General features: G+C 37.6%; 12 protein-coding genes and 1 pseudogene. 9 read left to right on the plus strand and 4 right to left on the minus strand.

Features of this window, described 5'->3' with window-relative positions:
- The first annotated feature begins 4 nt into the window (after positions 1-4).
- Together fldB and MT390_RS08390 are read left to right on the plus strand one after the other, a co-directional pair.
- Positions 5-523 (plus strand): flavodoxin FldB, encoded by a 519-nt coding sequence (gene fldB / locus MT390_RS08385; protein ID WP_499440622.1) that lies wholly within the window; start codon positions 5-7, stop codon positions 521-523.
- A 468-nt stretch (positions 524-991) separates the two neighbouring features.
- Complete coding sequence (locus tag MT390_RS08390) at positions 992-2,512, plus strand: DUF3360 family protein (protein WP_166372256.1); 1,521 nt, start codon at positions 992-994, stop codon at positions 2,510-2,512.
- 214 nt (positions 2,513-2,726) lie between these two features.
- On the opposite strand, the gene MT390_RS08395 is transcribed toward MT390_RS08390, so the two are convergent.
- Complete coding sequence (locus MT390_RS08395; RefSeq protein WP_028869099.1) at positions 2,727-3,230, minus strand: glycine cleavage system transcriptional repressor; 504 nt, start codon at positions 3,228-3,230, stop codon at positions 2,727-2,729.
- Between the two features lie 541 nt (positions 3,231-3,771).
- Between MT390_RS08395 and MT390_RS08400 the strand changes: the two genes are divergently transcribed.
- The 4 genes from MT390_RS08400 (at position 3,772) to rlmA (ending at position 8,247) form a co-directional block, all read left to right on the plus strand.
- Positions 3,772-4,056: a hypothetical protein gene (locus tag MT390_RS08400; RefSeq protein WP_166372255.1), complete on the plus strand. Its 285-nt coding sequence runs from the start codon at positions 3,772-3,774 to the stop codon at positions 4,054-4,056.
- An 18-nt stretch (positions 4,057-4,074) separates the two neighbouring features.
- Positions 4,075-6,360, plus strand: a complete 2,286-nt coding sequence (pflB, locus tag MT390_RS08405; RefSeq protein WP_166372254.1) for a formate C-acetyltransferase — start codon at positions 4,075-4,077, stop codon at positions 6,358-6,360.
- A gap of 199 nt (positions 6,361-6,559) precedes the next feature.
- Entirely contained in the window at positions 6,560-7,300 is a 741-nt protein-coding gene (pflA, locus tag MT390_RS08410) for a pyruvate formate lyase 1-activating protein (RefSeq protein ID WP_166372253.1), read from the plus strand.
- Positions 7,301-7,431: 131 nt separating this feature from the next.
- Positions 7,432-8,247: a 23S rRNA (guanine(745)-N(1))-methyltransferase gene (gene rlmA, locus MT390_RS08415; RefSeq protein ID WP_499440623.1), complete on the plus strand. Its 816-nt coding sequence runs from the start codon at positions 7,432-7,434 to the stop codon at positions 8,245-8,247.
- 1 nt (position 8,248) lies between these two features.
- Here rlmA and yfbV read toward each other — a convergent pair whose 3' ends face one another.
- Positions 8,249-8,698, minus strand: coding sequence for a terminus macrodomain insulation protein YfbV (gene yfbV, locus MT390_RS08420; protein WP_166372251.1), 450 nt, complete (start codon positions 8,696-8,698; stop codon positions 8,249-8,251).
- Positions 8,699-8,976: 278 nt separating this feature from the next.
- Here yfbV and MT390_RS08425 point away from each other — a divergent pair, with 278 nt between their 5' ends.
- Complete coding sequence (locus MT390_RS08425) at positions 8,977-10,176, plus strand: acetate kinase (protein ID WP_499440624.1); 1,200 nt, start codon at positions 8,977-8,979, stop codon at positions 10,174-10,176.
- A gap of 63 nt (positions 10,177-10,239) precedes the next feature.
- Entirely contained in the window at positions 10,240-12,402 is a 2,163-nt protein-coding gene (gene pta, locus MT390_RS08430; protein ID WP_499440626.1) for a phosphate acetyltransferase, read from the plus strand.
- A 100-nt stretch (positions 12,403-12,502) separates the two neighbouring features.
- On the opposite strand, the gene MT390_RS08435 is transcribed toward pta, so the two are convergent.
- Positions 12,503-13,459: a class I SAM-dependent methyltransferase gene (locus tag MT390_RS08435; RefSeq protein ID WP_499440627.1), complete on the minus strand. Its 957-nt coding sequence runs from the start codon at positions 13,457-13,459 to the stop codon at positions 12,503-12,505.
- 145 nt (positions 13,460-13,604) lie between these two features.
- A complete protein-coding gene (locus MT390_RS08440; RefSeq protein WP_499440628.1) occupies positions 13,605-14,723 on the minus strand; it encodes an AI-2E family transporter in 1,119 nt (372 codons plus the stop codon).
- Positions 14,724-15,148: 425 nt separating this feature from the next.
- Between MT390_RS08440 and adhE the strand changes: the two are divergent.
- Positions 15,149-17,732, plus strand: a pseudogene (adhE, locus tag MT390_RS08445) (bifunctional acetaldehyde-CoA/alcohol dehydrogenase); the annotation flags it as partial.
- Positions 17,733-18,050 lie beyond the last annotated feature (318 nt).

The raw sequence follows: 18,050 nt of genomic DNA on the forward strand, positions 1-18,050 counted from the left end.
ACTTATGAAAATCGGTTTATTTTATGGTTCTAGTACTTGTTATACAGAAATTGCTGCAGAAAAGATTCAAGCAGAGCTAGGTGAATCATTAGTAGACATATTTAACATAAAAGATGACGGTTTAAGCAAGATAAATGATTATGACATTGTTATTTTAGGCATTTCTACTTGGGATTATGGTGAACTTCAAGAGGATTGGGGTAAGTTATGGGATCAAATCGACGGCCTTAATGTTAATGGCAAAATAGTTGCGCTATTCGGATTGGGTGACCAAAATGGTTACAGTGAGTGGTTTATTGATGCAGTTGGCATGTTGCACGACAAATTATTACCCCAACATCCTAAATTCATCGGTTATTGGCCCATTGAAGGATATGACTTTGAGGCATCAAAAGCATTAACCGAAGATAAACAATGTTTTGTCGGATTAGCGATTGATGAAGATACTCAATATGAACTAAGTGACCAACGTATCAGTGATTGGTGCTTACAAATACTAGAAGAGATGCAAGATCTACTATAGCCAATTTCTAAATATAACTCTGAAATATAATTCCGGAGCTATGCCCTAGAATATAGGCATTGGAGTATAGGCTCTGAACATCAATCTATAAGCAAGTATAGAAGTTATTAAAGCCAACACTTTTTTATAGCTTCTATTATGCATTTCGAGTTTTACACCTATATTTCTTAGGCTTTTCCCCTATCACGTAAGTTAAATACGCAATTAATTATCAAAAATACGGCTATAAGTAAGTTATTAGCGGGGTATTAATGGAAATACCTCATTTTTTTGTAATTTAATTTCAGCATGAGAACTCTTCTGATCCAGATCAAGCGATTTTTTACTCACTTTGGTTAAGCTAAGCTATATTAAATTATCGATGCATAATTAACCCATTCCATAACCGCTGACAAAATGATATCAGCGCTTATTTAGCACTAAATTAACGAATTTTAAATTTAACCAGAGTAAGGGAGTACCTCCTCAATGCCAACTGATAAACAAACTAAAAGCTATAGCGAGCTGCATAAACCCGCAAGCGAGTTTGCAACACGGTCTGATTATTTGGATCACGAATTACAGATAATGAAACCTCGCCGTTACGGGTTAAATCTACCCGGCCGAGATTTCCGCTTCGAATGGGAAGATTTAGTACCCGCTGTAGCAGGTACCATCGGCATCATCGCAATGTACTCTGCGGTAATGATGTCTTGGGCTGATGGTTTAACAGAGCAATGGGCGCACATCACTTTAGGTAAAGATTTTGCTATCGAAGTGGCGCGAGTTGAAATGCTTATCCCCGCCTTTTTATTTTGTATTGTTGCTTCGGGCTTTGTTAACCCTAAAGCCAACCTAGCGGGTAACCATGGTCCAATGATCCCGTTAATCGGTGCAATTGCATTAGCGGGTGCTCACCCACTTGCTTTAGCTATCTTACTCGGTGTATTTGGTTTATTGCTCAGCTACTTTAAAGGTGGATCTAAACTGGTTAATTTAACCGGAGAAGGCGTAGCAGGTGGGTTACTGGTGTTCCTTGGGTTTACTGGTGCATTCAGTCAAATAGGTCAAGTTCAAGACTGGGCTAAAGGGTTACAATCTGCAGATGTTGCAGCAGGTAGTATGGGATATGTTGGCTTAGTTGTATTAGCAACAAATATCATTCTTTATGCTTTCCTTGCAAAAATTAACAAACGTTGGTTAGCTATTCCAGCTTGTGCAATTACAGGGTTATTGATCGCGCTAGCACTCGGGGCAGGCTTTAACCTAACCTTCGAAACAGAAATGGGACTACCTAATTTAAACCCTGTTTACTGGTGGGGAAGCACTACTGAAGGTTGGATGTTAGGTTTACCAAACCTTGAACACTTCATTGCCTCATTACCTTTTGCAATTTTAGCCGTAGCGATGTGGTCACCGGACTTCTTAGGACACCGTATTTTTCAAGAATTAAACTACCCAAAAAAGACTGAAAATGTATTAATGGATGTGGACGATACGATGACCATGTGTTCAGTCCGTCAAATGGTTGGTACTGCAGTGGGTGGTGGTAACATCACCTCTTCATGGGGAACTTATATGATCCCTGCGGCGATTGCTAAACGCCCTATTCCAGCGGGTTCAATTATATTAGGCAGCTTAGTAATGTTAATTGCATTTCTAGGCTTCCCAATGGACATCGCAGTATGGCCACCAGTAATGCGTATTGCTTTATTAGTTGGTGTATTCTTGCCTTTACTAGAAGCAGGTATGCAAATGATTAAAAATACGAAGGATTCACAAGCTGCTGGTATTTGTATTTTTACTGCTGCAGTGTTTAATCCTGTACTTGCTTGGGCATTAACCATGTTATTAGATAACAACGGTTTAATTGGAGATAAGGAACGCGCTAAACGTCTATCATTTTTAGATAAGATTATTATACCGGGTTCAGTATTAGTGGTTTGTTTTATTGCTATGTTAGCAGTAGGTATGTTCGAGAAACAATACGGCCTACCATCTTTATTATAAGTAATATTAGACGCTGATAGGATTAGTATTTATTAAACATAATAACTTTATTTAACCTACTAGCTTTGTTAAAAGATGAAACAAAAAGGGCGCTATTGATAGCGCCCTTTTTTATGCCTAAAATTTATATAACCACTTAGATTTGCATGACCAACCTATATTTATATAACCAATCTAGACTCGCATAAAAATACAACTTCAGCTTTAAGGTTATTTATAAGCCTTTAATATCGATAATGAGATCGTTAGATATCTCTTGTAATGAGGCAATCAACAGGTTCTGGTCAAAGGCATCGGACACAGCTATTTCAAAGTGGCTCGTAAACACTGTACCACCAATGTCAGGCACACCAATTCTGTTGCACTCCATATTTTCAACCTTAACGCTATTTTCACTTAACACTTGTGAAATATCATTCACTAAACCTGCACGATCTCTCGCATCAATTGATAAATTTAAATGATTAGGCTTTTCTTTCGGTAAGCGCTTCAGTTCAACCCAATCGATATGAAGAGGTAAGGTTTTAAAACCATTTAAAAGTGTTTCAACTTTTTCTGGCTCTAATTCAATCTTAATTAATCCAGCCATATATCCTTCTATATGGTTAATTTTGCTGGTTAACCATTTACCGTTTAATGCATGTGTTTTTTCTGCAAGACATTTAACTAAATCAGGTTGGTAAATACCAGTGATCGTAATTAATATTTGTACGTTCATAAACTAACTCCTTCTAAAGAGATATAAATTAGTGAAATTCTATTAAAAATAATTATACCTTAACTGACTTATCCTTTGGCTAAAAACCATACAAAAATATGGGTTATATACTATTTTTTGTATTTATTAGAGGCATCTAAAAAAGATAACAAAAATATATTTAAGATTCATTTGACTAAGTTATAATCGAACGTTAATAAAAATAAATAGTTGAGTTAAGTTTCAATAAATATTCAGCAGTTTATTTATGTAATATTTGTTTAGTAAGCTATTAATTTTATTAAGATAACATTTTCTTATGGCAAGAGTGTTCGAGAGGGAATTGAAATTAAATTACCTTTTTAAGGTTAAATTTAAACAATTTAGTGAATTATAGTGATATTTATATCACTTTAATCGGTACATTATTCAAGCAAAAAAGGCTTTTTAAAATAAACGTGTAATTTTATTACGAGATCGCTGTGCAACTTGATATGAATCAATTTTTGTACAAAAGCATTTGTTAAACTAAGCACTAATCCATCACGGGGTAACTTCTAAGATGCAAATAGACAATAGCGTTAACGAGTATTTAGCTTACCAAATACCAAGCCAAAGCAATCGTATTGCTAACAGTAAAATAAGCAAAACTATTTTGCCTGTGTCTCTTCTTTCAAACAATACAAGCATACTTATTGCACTCCGTATTATTTTCTATTTTGTTATTGCCCCACCTGCGCTTATCGCATTTTCAACACTACTAAGTGCGCATGCATTAAGTGCGGTACATAGGATGTACCAAACATATTCACAAACAACTAATTTATACACATTTTTTAATCACTAACGGTAAAGGTAAATCTTTATGACTAAATTAAACGAAGCATTTGCATCAGCATGGGAAGGTTTTGCTGGCGACACTTGGAAAACAGAAGTTAATGTTCGTGACTTCATCCAAAAAAACTACACCCCTTTTGATGGAGATGAAAGTTTCCTAGCTGACGCAACTAAAGCGACTGACGAGCTATGGGAAAATGTAATGGTGGGTATCAAGCAGGAAAACGCAACACATGCACCTGTTGATTTTGATACCGATGTGGTTTCGACTATTACTGCACATGATGCAGGTTACATCAACAAAGACTTAGAAACGATTGTTGGTCTACAAACAGAAAAACCATTAAAACGTGCGCTTATCCCTAACGGTGGTATTCGTATGATCGATGGTTCTTGTAAAGTTTACGGTAAAGAATTAGATCCAACTATCCGTAAAACTTACTCTGAATACCGTAAAACACATAACCAAGGTGTATTCGACGTTTACACTGGCGACATTCTTAAATGTCGTAAATCAGGTGTATTAACAGGTTTACCAGATGCTTACGGTCGTGGTCGTATTATTGGTGATTACCGCCGTGTTGCTTTATACGGTATCGATTACCTAATGACTGAAAAAGCAGCTCAGCATAAAAGTTTAGAAGCTGAATTAATCGCAGGTACTTCATTAGAAGATACAATGAAATTGCGTGAAGAGATTTTTGAGCAATATCGTGCGCTTGACCAAATGAAAGTGATGGCAGCGAAATACGGTTATGATATTTCTGGACCAGCATCAAACGCTAAAGAAGCAATCCAATGGACTTACTTTGGTTACTTAGCTGCAATTAAATCACAAAATGGCGCTGCAATGTCATTTGGCCGTACCGCTTCTTTCTTAGATATCTACATTGAAAAAGATCTAAAAGCAGGTCTAATCACTGAAACTGAAGCACAGGAACTAATCGACCACTTAGTAATGAAACTACGTATGGTTCGTTTCCTACGTACACCTGAATATGATGACCTATTCTCTGGTGACCCTATCTGGGCTACAGAGTCTATCGGTGGTATGGGTGTTGATGGACGTACGCTAGTAACCAAAAACAGCTTCCGTTTCTTACACACACAATACACTATGGGCCCTTCTCCAGAGCCAAACATTACTGTTTTATGGTCTGAAGCTTTACCAATTAACTTCAAAAAATACTGTGCAAAAGTATCTATCGATACTTCATCTATCCAGTACGAAAATGATGACTTAATGCGTACTGATTTCGATAACGATGATTATGCTATCGCTTGTTGTGTATCGCCAATGATTGTTGGTAAGCAGATGCAATTCTTTGGTGCACGCGCCAACTTAGCAAAAACATTATTGTACTCCATCAATGGTGGTGTTGATGAAAAATCAAAAATGCAAGTAGGCCCTAAAACTTTACCAGCAATTACTAGTGAAGTATTAGATTACGAAGAAGTTTACGCAAACCTTGATCACTTCATGGATTGGTTAGCAGAACAATACGTCACAGCACTTAATTGTATTCATTACATGCATGACAAATACAGCTATGAAGCTTCATTAATGGCACTTCATGACCGTGATGTTGAACGTACAATGGCCTGTGGTATTGCTGGTCTTTCAATTGCAGCGGATTCATTAGCAGCAATTAAATACGCAAAAGTTCGTCCTATTCGTGATGAAGATGGTATTGCGACTGACTTTGAAATTGAAGGTGATTACCCTAAATTTGGTAATAATGATCCACGTGTTGATGATATTGCTTGTGAACTAGTTGAAACGTTCATGAAAAAAATAAAATCACGCCCTATGTACCGTAATGCACGTGCTACACAGTCAATTCTTACTATTACATCTAACGTTGTATACGGTAAGAAAACAGGTAACACACCAGACGGTCGTCGTGCAGGTATGCCATTTGCACCAGGTGCAAACCCAATGCATGGACGTGATGAAAAAGGTGCAGTAGCATCATTAACATCAGTATCTAAACTACCGTTTGCTTACGCACAGGATGGTATTTCTTACACATTCTCAATCGTACCAAATGCACTAGGCAAAACAGATGATTCTCAAAAATCTAACTTGGCTGGTCTAATGGATGGTTACTTCAAGCACACGCCAGATATTGAAGGTGGTCAACACTTAAACGTTAATGTAATGAACCGTGAGACATTATTAGATGCAATGGACCACCCTGAGAAATACCCTCAGTTAACAATCCGAGTCTCTGGTTATGCAGTACGTTTTAACTCATTAACTAAAGAACAACAAAGTGATGTTATTACACGTACTTTTACAGCAACACTATAAAAAATAGACGATAACAGGTTCACTTTTATATTAGCCTGCTATAATAAAAAAGGTTTCATTCTTCGGGATGAAACCTTTATTTTTATCACAACAAAAGTAATTATTTTTATCAGTTGTTATGGCACTGTATCCATTGTTATAACGCAGTCATGTTCAATTAATAGTTGATACAAATAATTAGTTTTTATGAGGTTATAAGATGTCAGTTACTGGACGAGTACACTCAGTAGAAACCTGTGGCACCGTTGATGGGCCAGGGATCCGCTTTATTATCTTCTTACAAGGCTGTTTAATGCGCTGTCAGTATTGCCATAACCGCGATACTTGGGATACTGAAGGCGGTAAAGAGATGACCGTTGATGAATTAATGAAAGAGATGCTGCAATACCGCCATTATATGGACGCGTCCGGCGGTGGTATTACTATTTCTGGTGGCGAAGCAATGCTACAACCTGAATTTGTGCTGGCGATGTTTGAAGCCTGCCGTGCAGAAGGCATTCATACTTGTTTAGATACCAATGGTTTTGTACGAAAAATTGACCAAACAACTCAAAATATTCTTAAACATACTGACCTAGTCTTATTAGATATTAAGCAGATGGACAATAAAAAGCATATCGACTTAACCCATGTTAGTAATAAATATACTCTAGAGTTTGCAAAGTATTTAGCTGAACATGATCAAGCGATCTATCTACGCTATGTTGTTGTTCCTGGGATCACCGATAGCCTTAAAGACGCCCATTCGTTAGGTCAATTTATTCAACCAATGAAAAATATAGAAAAGATTGAAATGCTACCCTATCACGAGCTTGGAAAGCATAAGTGGACAGCAATGGGAGAAATATATCCTCTTGATGGCGTTCACCCACCATCAAGAGATACTATGCTTGCTGTGCAAAAGGTCCTTCTTGAATACCATGACAATGTTATTTTTTAATACCTTTGTTCAGTGAAACCTTCTCAATAAGCACTTAGCTAAGTATACTTTACTTAGTTTAATGTCCTCAATTCTTAATAAAGACAGTTTTTACTGTCTTTATTTTTACTTCTTACTAAATAGCAGCCTCTATGACTCCTTTTATTTGCCCGCTTTGCCAAGCTTCATTTAACCAAATCAATAACACCCAAGTGTGTGAAAATAATCATCATTTTGATATTGCTAAGGAAGGATATTTAAATTTATTACCGGTGCAATCAAAAAGCTCTAAAAATCCCGGTGATAATCAAGAGATGATGGCTGCTAGGCGTGCATTTTTAAATACCAGCGGTTACTTACCACTCGCAGAAAAAGTAGCACAAATAAGTAAACAATATTTAGCTGATACCGAACAAGCACAGATCCTAGACTTAGGCTGTGGAGAGGGTTATTACACCGATATTATCAATCAACAATTGCCACAACATCGTATCTGCGGCATTGATATTTCTAAAGTGGCCGTTCGTTATGCCGCTAAACGCTATAAAAAAATTGATTTTTGTGTCGCCAGCGCCTATCAAGTTCCATTAAATGCACAAAGTATTGACCTAATGATACGTATCTATGCACCATCAAAAGCGGAGGAGTTGTTACGTCTAATTAAGCAAAACTGTTATTTAATTACAGTAACACCTGCGCCACGTCACTTATTTCAATTAAGAGAGTGCATTTACGAACAAGTAAATGACCATGCGCAGGAGAATGAAGCAGTCGATGGTTTCAGTAAAGTGGAGCAAGTAAATCTCAGTTATGAACTAGATATTGATTCACCTCAGCAGTTAAAAGACCTCATTAACATGACCCCTTTTGCTTGGAAGTTTACACCAGAAAAGCTAGCTAAATTACTTAGCCAGCCACACTGGAAAATTGAATGTGATTTTAATATTGAAGTATTTCAAAAAAACTAACTTATATTAGTTCATTGTTATATAAAAAGTTATCCCCTCCTTTTTTGAAACCTTTATTCAACAATTTAGCAAGGTCTATAAAGCGCAACTGATCGACCATGGTTCGTTGCCCATTATCTTTTCCATGTAAGGCCTCACTTACCTCAAGATACCAATTAAATAGCGCAGGTGAGAGCGTTTGTTGCGAACGTTTTCCTAACCATAATAAACAATGCGCAGGTAATCCGATTAAAAATAAAATAAATGTAGCGGTACTTGGCCAAGAAAAATAAGTTGGAAAAAACATGTACAAGGAAGCAACAAGCACAATAAAAATCGGGAATACTTTAATTAATAATTGTGTATAACAGACCATTTTACTTTCAATAAATAAAGAATACAGACAGTTTTGTTTTGGCCATATTTTTAAATAATGGTCGCCTTTTTTTAATAGCTCAAAAAAATTAAACAAATAAATTCTCCTTTAAAATTGATAACTCAATCACAACAATACAAATCATGCCTAATTTATGGAAATGTTCCAACTAAAATTGATTTCGAATAATTTTTATCAATTTGATATTTGTAATTTTATTACATAAAGGTAAAATTGATAATATAGCTTAATATGGACAATGTTGCCAAACGCTACGTTCTTATTCAGTTATATCTCACTATTATACCCTAGCTTAATATCAAAAATTAGAATTGATATTTATATACTTATTATTTACTGACTGGAATTTTTTCATGAGCAATAAATTAGTCCTTGTACTTAACTGTGGTAGTTCTTCGCTTAAATTCGCTGTAATCAATGCAAACAATGGAGATGAAATAATCAGTGGTTTAGCTGAATGTTTTAATCTTCCCGATGCTCGTATTAAATGGAAGTTTGACGGTAAGAAAGAGTCAACTAACTTGCCTGAAAATAGTGCTCACTCTGCAGCCATTTCATTCATTGTAGAAGATATTATTAAAAAAGTTGAGGGTCTTGAGTCTCAATTTATTGCTATAGGCCATCGAATTGTTCATGGTGGTGAAAAATTTACTAAGTCAGTTATTATTGATGAAGAAGTGCTTGAAGGTATTGAAGAATGCGCTTCACTTGCACCATTACATAATCCTGCACATATTTTAGGTATCAAAGCAGCACAAAAAGCGTTCCCATCATTAACACAAGTTGTCGTGTTTGATACTGCTTTCCACCAAACTATGCCAGCAAAAGCTTTCCTATATGCGTTGCCATATAATTTATACAAACAATCTCATATTCGTCGTTACGGCATGCACGGCACCAGCCACTTATTTGTTACCAATGAAGCAGCTAAAGCATTGGGCCAAAAAGTAGAAGAAACAAATATCATCTCTGCTCATTTAGGTAATGGAGCATCGGTTGCAGCGATTAAAAACGGCCAATCAGTTGATACAAGTATGGGTATGACTCCACTTGCCGGCTTAGTAATGGGTACTCGCTGTGGTGATATAGATCCAAGTATTATTGATCACCTTGTGGAACGTGAAGGCTACAGCCTGAAAGGTGTAATGGACATGCTACAAAAACAAAGTGGCCTATTAGGTATATCAGGTATTTCAAGTGATTTCCGAGATATCGAAGAAAACTACCAAAAAGGTCACCAAGGAGCTATCCTTGCAATTGAGATGTTTGCCTACCGTTTAGCTAAGTATATTGCATCCTACGCCGTACCACTTGGTCGTATAGATGCGATAGTATTTACCGGCGGTATTGGCGAGAACTCTGAACGTATTCGTACGAAAGTATTAGAAAACTTAACTATCTTTGGATACCAAGTAGATGCAGAGAAAAACAAAGCTGCAAGACTAGGTAATTCAGGCGTGATCACTACCGATAACTCCCCAATTGCAATGGTTATACCAACCAATGAAGAATGGGTTATCGCGCAAGATTCTGCTGCACTTGTTGGTGCGTAACTTATAATAATTTTTTTGAGGGAGTATTCACTCCCTTTTGTCATCTATTAAAAAGGAATAGTCATGGCTCGTACAATAATGCTGATCCCTATTGGCGCTGGTGTTGGTGTCACTTCGGTTAGTCTCGGAATGGTTCGTGCAATGGAACGCCAAGGTGTTGCCGTTAATTTTTTCAAACCAATTGCACAACCACGCCCAGGCGATGCAGGTACAGAACGCTCAACAACAACATTACGCAATTCAAGTAACATCCTTCCTCCTGAACCTTTTGCAATGAAATATGCTGAAACACTTATTTCTTCAGGACGTACTTCTGAGTTACTAGAAAATATCGTAGAGCGTTTCCGTGAAGGTACTAAAGACAGTGATGTGATCATTGTTGAAGGTTTAGTCCCTACCGATAAGCATCAATTTGCTAATAACATCAACTACAGTATCGCTAAAGCATTAAGTGCTGATATGGTATTTGTTACGCATCCAAGTAACGATACGTCACAACAATTAAAAGAGCGCATGGAAATTGCTATCTCTTCATTTGGTGGCAAAGAAAATAAACATATTGCTGGCTGTATTATTAATAAAGTGGGCGCTCCTGTTGATGAGAATGATAAAACAGGTAACGACTTAACTGAAATGTTTGATATTCCTGAAGGTAGTATTAATAACAACCTTGAAGTATTACAAATGTTCAGCAAAAGCCCATTACCAATTTTAGGCTGTATCCCTTGGAGTGCTGATCTAATCGCACCACGCGTTAAAGATCTAGCGATCCATTTAGAAGCTAAGATCCTTAACAAAGGTGACCTTGATAACCGCCGTTTACAATCAGTAACTTTCTGTGCTCGTTCAATCCCTAACATGGTTGAGCACTTTAAAGCTGGTTCAATGTTAGTAACATCGGGTGATAGAAGTGATGTGATCATTGCCGCTTGTTTAGCTGTAATGAACGGTATGAAAATCGGTTGTTTATTATTAACCGGCGACTACCCACCTGAAGATGAAGTGATGAAGCTTTGTAAAAGTGCAATGGACGCAGGATTACCAGTGCTACTGATCAAAAGTAACACATGGCATACAGCCCAACGTTTACAAAACTTCAACATGGAAATACCTGTTGATGATTTAGAGCGTATTGAAAAAGTACAAGAGTACATTGCCAGCCATATCGACAAGCATTGGTTAAACACGTTAACACAAGATTCTTCATTATCGCGTCGTTTATCACCACCAGCATTCCGTTACCACTTAACGGAATTAGCACGTAAAGCAAACCAACGTATCGTATTACCTGAAGGTGAAGAGCCTCGTACTATTCAAGCTGCAGTTATTTGTGCAGAACGTGGTATCGCTAAACCAGTATTATTAGGTAATCCTGAAGAGATCCACCGTGTTGCAACGCAGCAAGGTATTGTTTTGACTGATGAAGTTGAAATTGTTAATCCTGTTGATGTGATAGAGCAATACGTAGCACCAATGGTTGCTCTTCGTAAAGGTAAAGGCTTAACAGAAGTTGTTGCACGTGAGCACCTACAAGATACCGTTGTATTAGGTACAATGATGCTAGCTGAAAATGAAGTAGCCGGTCTAGTGTCTGGTGCGGTTCACACTACAGCTAATACTATTCGCCCAGCATTACAGTTAATTAAAACAGCACCGGGTGCAAGTTTAGTTTCATCAATCTTCTTTATGTTATTGCCAGACCAAGTATTAGTTTACGGTGACTGTGCAATTAACCCAGACCCAACGGCTGATCAACTAGCAGATATCGCAATTCAGTCTGCTGATTCTGCAATTGCTTTTGGTATTGACCCGAAAGTAGCAATGATCAGTTACTCTACTGGTGATTCAGGTGCGGGTTCAGATGTTGAGAAAGTACGTGAAGCGACTAAAATTGCACAACAACGTCGTCCTGACTTATTAATCGACGGTCCATTACAGTACGATGCAGCGGTAATGGAAAATGTAGCGAAGAGTAAAGCACCAGACTCGAAAGTAGCAGGTCAAGCAACTGTGTTTATCTTCCCAGATTTAAATACAGGTAACACCACTTACAAAGCGGTACAACGTAGTGCAAACTTGATCAGTATTGGTCCAATGCTACAAGGTATGCGCAAACCTGTTAATGACTTGTCACGTGGCGCACTAGTAGACGATATCGTTTACACCATCGCGCTAACAGCGATTCAAGCAACACAAGCTGCAGAGCAATTAGCATTAAAAGGTTAATCTTTTAAACTAACTAATTACTGCATTAAAAAAGCCCTACTTGACTTAATTTTAGTCATCTAGGGCTTTTTTTGTATCTTCTATTTATGATTTTATTGGCTTAAATACTGACCAATACACATTTTAAGCCTTTATCGCGGTCACTATTAGTAAACTCAATAGGCGGCTCAATAACATTTATTACTTTTGCCGTAGGACAATGCTCAGCTAATGCATCGTAGATAAATTGAAAATCAAGATCTGGGCTATTCAAACATAAAAGCGCTTGCCCGCCTGGTTTTAATAACTCCGGCAAACGACGCATTATCTTAGGATAATCACGCTGAATATTAACACTGCCTTTTTGTAATGATGGCGGATCGGCAATCACAATATCATAGGGTCCTAAACGTTTAACTTTACCCCATGATTTAAAAAGATCATGGCCCAGATACTTAACTTTATCTAAATCATGGCCATTAAGCCGATGATTATCACGCCCTACCGCTAACGCCGCTTTACTCATATCGAGATTAACGACTTGTTCAGCTCCACCAGCAATAGCAGCATTAGAAAAGGCACAGGTATATGAAAATAGATTTAATACACGTTTTTGTTGGCTATTTTCTCTTAACCAAGCACGGCCATTTTTCATATCTAAGAAAATACCGTAGTTTTGATTTTTACCTAGGTTTATTTTGTATGCGAGCCCATTTTCACAAGCGATAAAGTTATTAATCTGTTCGCCATATAACAATTCCGTAGGCGCAAGATCTCGACAACGAAACTGCACTTGAATGCTATTAACAACAAACCCTCTTTCAGTCATTTCTGCGAGTAGAAAATCACTCAAATTAGCCAGCCATTGTGCATCTTCCTCTTTGTACAGGATAATCAACACCACCGGTGCTAACCAATCTATATTGATATGCTGGTATTCTGGATAAAAGAATCCACGGCCATGAAGTAAGCGCGCCATTTCTTTATTTGACTCGTTAGCAACTGTTGAACTTTGTTCTGCTGTCGATAATGTAGAATTGTCAGGAAAATGCATTTTTTCTAATAAAGCTGTAAACATATTATTTTTCTTCTTTGCTATTCAATGAAACTGAAACCGTATCTTCAGTCTTGTTATTTGTATCTTTGCTTGCTAGTAATTCGCTTACTCATAAAGCCAACTAATAAAGCTAATTACTAAATGGTTAACTAATCGATCATCGCAGTTACTCAGTCTCGTTCGACTGAGTATTTTTCGATGAAGTTTCTTTATCAGCTTCATGCGCCTTTGATTTTTCTATATTAGTTTGTTCAAATGCAGACACTTCCTGATCAGAACTTAATAAAATAGCGAACCAACGCCCATCTTCACTATTTTCTAAAGCAATTTTTAAGATCATCGTTAGCGGAACCGATAACAGCATACCGACGACACCTAATAACCATCCCCAGAAAATTAAAGATAAAAACACGACTAGCGTTGATAGCCCTAAACTACGCCCCATGAAACGCGGCTCAACAACATTACCCATGATCATATTTACACTAACAAACAACCCAACAACCACTGCTGCATACCCAGGACCTAATTGTAAAAAAGTCAGAATCACTGCCGGTACTGCTGAAATAATGGAGCCGATATTAGGGATATAATTTAATAGGAAAGCGAGTAATGCCCATAACACGTAAAATTGTACTCCCATTGCCCACAGCACCGAGCCAATAACAACACCCGTCCCTAAGCTGACCATAGTTTTAATCGCCATATAACGATTCACCATGCTTAAAAAATGGTCTAACTTTTTCTCTGTTTGCTCAGAATCATCAAATGCAATATGCAGTTTCTTAGGGAAAACTTGCCCTTCCGCTAACATAAATACAACCGTTAATAACAACAGGAAAATATTACCCAGCACACTACTGAACCCAGATAAGGTCGTGGTCACTAAATTCATCACCTTAGCAGGGTCAAAATAACCACGTACTTCCCCCATCGACAACCTAATATCATGCTTTCCTAACCATTCAATTAACCAGGTTAGCTGTTCTGATAGTTGTTCCTCATAGGTGGGTATTGCTTTACTAAAATCATTAACAGCAGCGCCAACGACACCGCCCAACACAATAAATAAAGAGAAAATAACCACGATAACAAAAGCAATCGCAAGCCCTCTAGGTAATCGTTTACGCTCTAAATAATTAATCGCAGGGTTACAGATAATAGCCACAAATAATGACAATAAAAAAGGAACAACAATCGGTGCAGCTTCTTTTATCCCTGCTAACGAAATGACTAAAGCAGAAAAATACAATGCTGTACGGCCCGCCGTGGATACACTTACCATGTTTATTTTCCTTTGAGTAAAACAGTCGCTTTATATGCCTCAACAGAGGTTAAATAAAAACAAGAAATGACAGTATAAATGATTGCCGTAGATTAATGAAAATTAGATCTCAAGCTGTAGACTCTTGTTGTCTAATGGACATACAATGATTTCGATTTATTTTGACTCAATAAGTCTTCACAACTGATTTTAACGACTATTAAGAAAGAATGATAAATCACAAAAAAGTGATTTAAATCACACTAAATAATCGTGGCACATTCACTTTATAGTGATCTCGATCAATACGAGAAAGAGTGTTATTTCTATAATGACTGTGAAAGTTTTTTACTAAGTCCATTTTTAATAGCCAGTTTTGATAAAGAGATACGATTTAATAGAACATTTTTAAAACTTTTAAATTTATTAAACTTTTGGAGAAATATATGACGGTAAGTAATGTCACTGAACTAAATGCAATGGTTGCACGTGTAAAAGCGGCGCAAAAAGAATTTGCAACTTACTCACAGGAGCAAGTTGATAAAATATTCCGTGCCGCATCATTAGCAGCATCTACAGCACGTATCGAACTTGCAAAAATGGCAGCCAACGAGTCTGGCATGGGCATCATGGAAGACAAAGTAATCAAGAACCACTTTGCATCTGAATTCATTTACAACAAATACAAAGACGAACTAACTTGTGGTGTTATTGACCGCAATGATGAAGGCGGCACTATCACTATTGCTGAGCCTGTAGGTATTGTTTGTGCCATCGTCCCAACAACAAACCCAACTTCAACTGCAATTTTTAAAGCACTAATCTGCCTTAAAACACGTAATGGCTGTATCTTCTCTCCACATCCACGTGCTAAAAACGCAACAAACTATGCAGCAAAAGTTGTATTAGATGCAGCAATCAAAGCAGGTGCACCAAAAGATATTATTGGTTGGATTGACGTACCATCAGTTGAACTTTCAAATGCATTAATGAAACATGATGATATCAACCTTATCCTTGCAACTGGCGGTCCAGGCATGGTTAAAGCAGCTTACTCTTCAGGTAAACCAGCAATCGGTGTTGGCGCGGGTAACACACCTGTAGTTATCGACGAAACCGCTGATATCAAACGTGCAGTTTCTTCAATCTTAATGTCTAAAACTTTCGATAACGGTGTAATTTGTGCTTCTGAACAAGCAGCAATTGTTGTTGAATCAATTTACGACGAAGTAAAAGCACGTTTTGCAAAATATGGCGCAGCAGTATTAAGCCAAGCAGACGCAGACAAAGTACGTAAAGTGATGATCATCGATGGCGCATTGAACGCTAAAATCGTAGGTCAACCAGCTTACAAAATTGCCGCATTAGCCGGTGTTAAAGTACCAACGTCTACTAAAATTCTGATCGGAGAAGGTTTAGAAGCTTCTTGGGATGACGAATTTGCACATGAAAAACTATCACCTACTTTAGGTCTATTTAAAGCAAAAGACTTTGAAGATGCAGTACGCCAAGCAGGTATCGTGTTAGATATAGGTGGTGTTGGCCATACATCAGTACTTTACACAGACCAAGATGCAAACGCTGAACGTATCGCTTACTTTGGCGACAAAATGAAAACAGCGCGTATTCTTATCAATACACCAGCATCTCACGGCGGTATCGGTGACCTTTACAACTTTGAGTTAGCACCTTCTTTAACATTAGGTTGTGGTTCATGGGGTGGTAACGCTATCTCTGAAAACGTAGGTCCAAAACACCTTATCAATAAGAAAATTGTTGCGAAGAGAGCTGAAAATATGTTGTGGCATAAACTACCAAAATCTATCTACTTCCGCCGCGGCTGTTTACCAGTTGCTATGACTGACCTTGAAGGCAAAAAACGTGCACTTATCGTGACTGACCGTTTCTTATTCAACAATGGTTACATCGATGACCTACGCTCTATCCTAAAAGAAAAAGGCATGGAAGTTGAAGTGTTCCATGAAGTAGAAGCAGATCCAACATTAGCAGTCGTAAAAGCAGGTGCAGCAGCATGTTTAAGCTACCAACCTGATGTAATTCTAGCAGTTGGTGGTGGTTCACCAATGGATGCAGCGAAAATCATGTGGGTAATGTACGAGCACCCAGAAACAGATTTTGAAGACTTATCAATGCGCTTTATGGATATCCGTAAACGTATCTACAAATTCCCTAAAATGGGTTCTAAAGCAGAGTTAGTATGTATTACTACAACCTCTGGTACAGGTTCTGAAGTAACACCATTTGCTGTTGTTACAGATGAAAAAACAGGTCAAAAATACCCATTAGCAGATTACGAGCTAACACCAAACATGGCGATTGTAGATGCAAACCTTGTTATGGATATGCCTAAATCTTTATGTGCTTTCGGTGGTTACGATGCAGTAACTCACGCAATGGAAGCTTACGTTTCTGTATTAGCGAATGAATACTCAGACGGCCATGCACTACAAGCGCTTAAAATGCTTAAAGAGTACTTACCAAGCTCATACACTAACGGTAAAAAAGACCCTATAGCACGTGAAAAAGTACATAACGCAGCAACTATCGCTGGTATGTCTTTTGCTAATGCATTCTTAGGTGTTTGTCACTCAATGGCGCACAAACTAGGTGCTGAATTCCACGTTCCACATGGTTTAGCAAATGCGTTATTAATTGCGAATACTATTCGTTTCAACGCAACGAATAACCCAACTAAACAAACTGCATTCTCACAGTACGATCGCCCTAAAGCACGTGCTCGTTATGCAGAAATAGCAGCACACTTAGGTTTCACAACAGGTAACACTGAAGACAAACTTAACGCGCTATTAAACTGGTTAGAAGAGTTAAAAGTAGCATTGAATATTCCACTATCAATCCAAGCTGCAGGTGTTGATGAAGCTGCATTCATGGCAAAAGTTGATAAACTTGCTGAAGATGCGTTCGATGACCAATGTACAGGTGCAAACCCACGTTACCCATTAATCGCTGAGCTTAAAGAAGTATTAATCGCTTCTTACTACGGCACGGCTTACGCTGACGTAATGGATGTACCAGAAGTGGAAGTTAAAGCAGAACCAAAAGAAGAGAAAAAAGCTAAATAGTTTATAATTTAGTACCCCACTTTTAGCCTGCTTTATGCAGGCTTTTTTGTGTTTGGAATTTGGTAAATAAACGGCAAACCTAAAAAGAGAATTAACCACGAAGCGCTGCGCTACACAGAGGTCACGAAGGGTTAAGCGTAAAAGATAAATAACCTTGAAAAAATTAAACCTAATGAATATTCATAATTTCAATTTGGATATGATAAATAAACGACAAGCCTAATAAAAAGAGAATTAACCACGA

Origin of the sequence: Vibrio sp. 2-Bac 85 (assembly GCF_037546705.1) — a bacterium.
Lineage (GTDB): Bacteria > Pseudomonadota > Gammaproteobacteria > Enterobacterales > Psychromonadaceae > Psychromonas.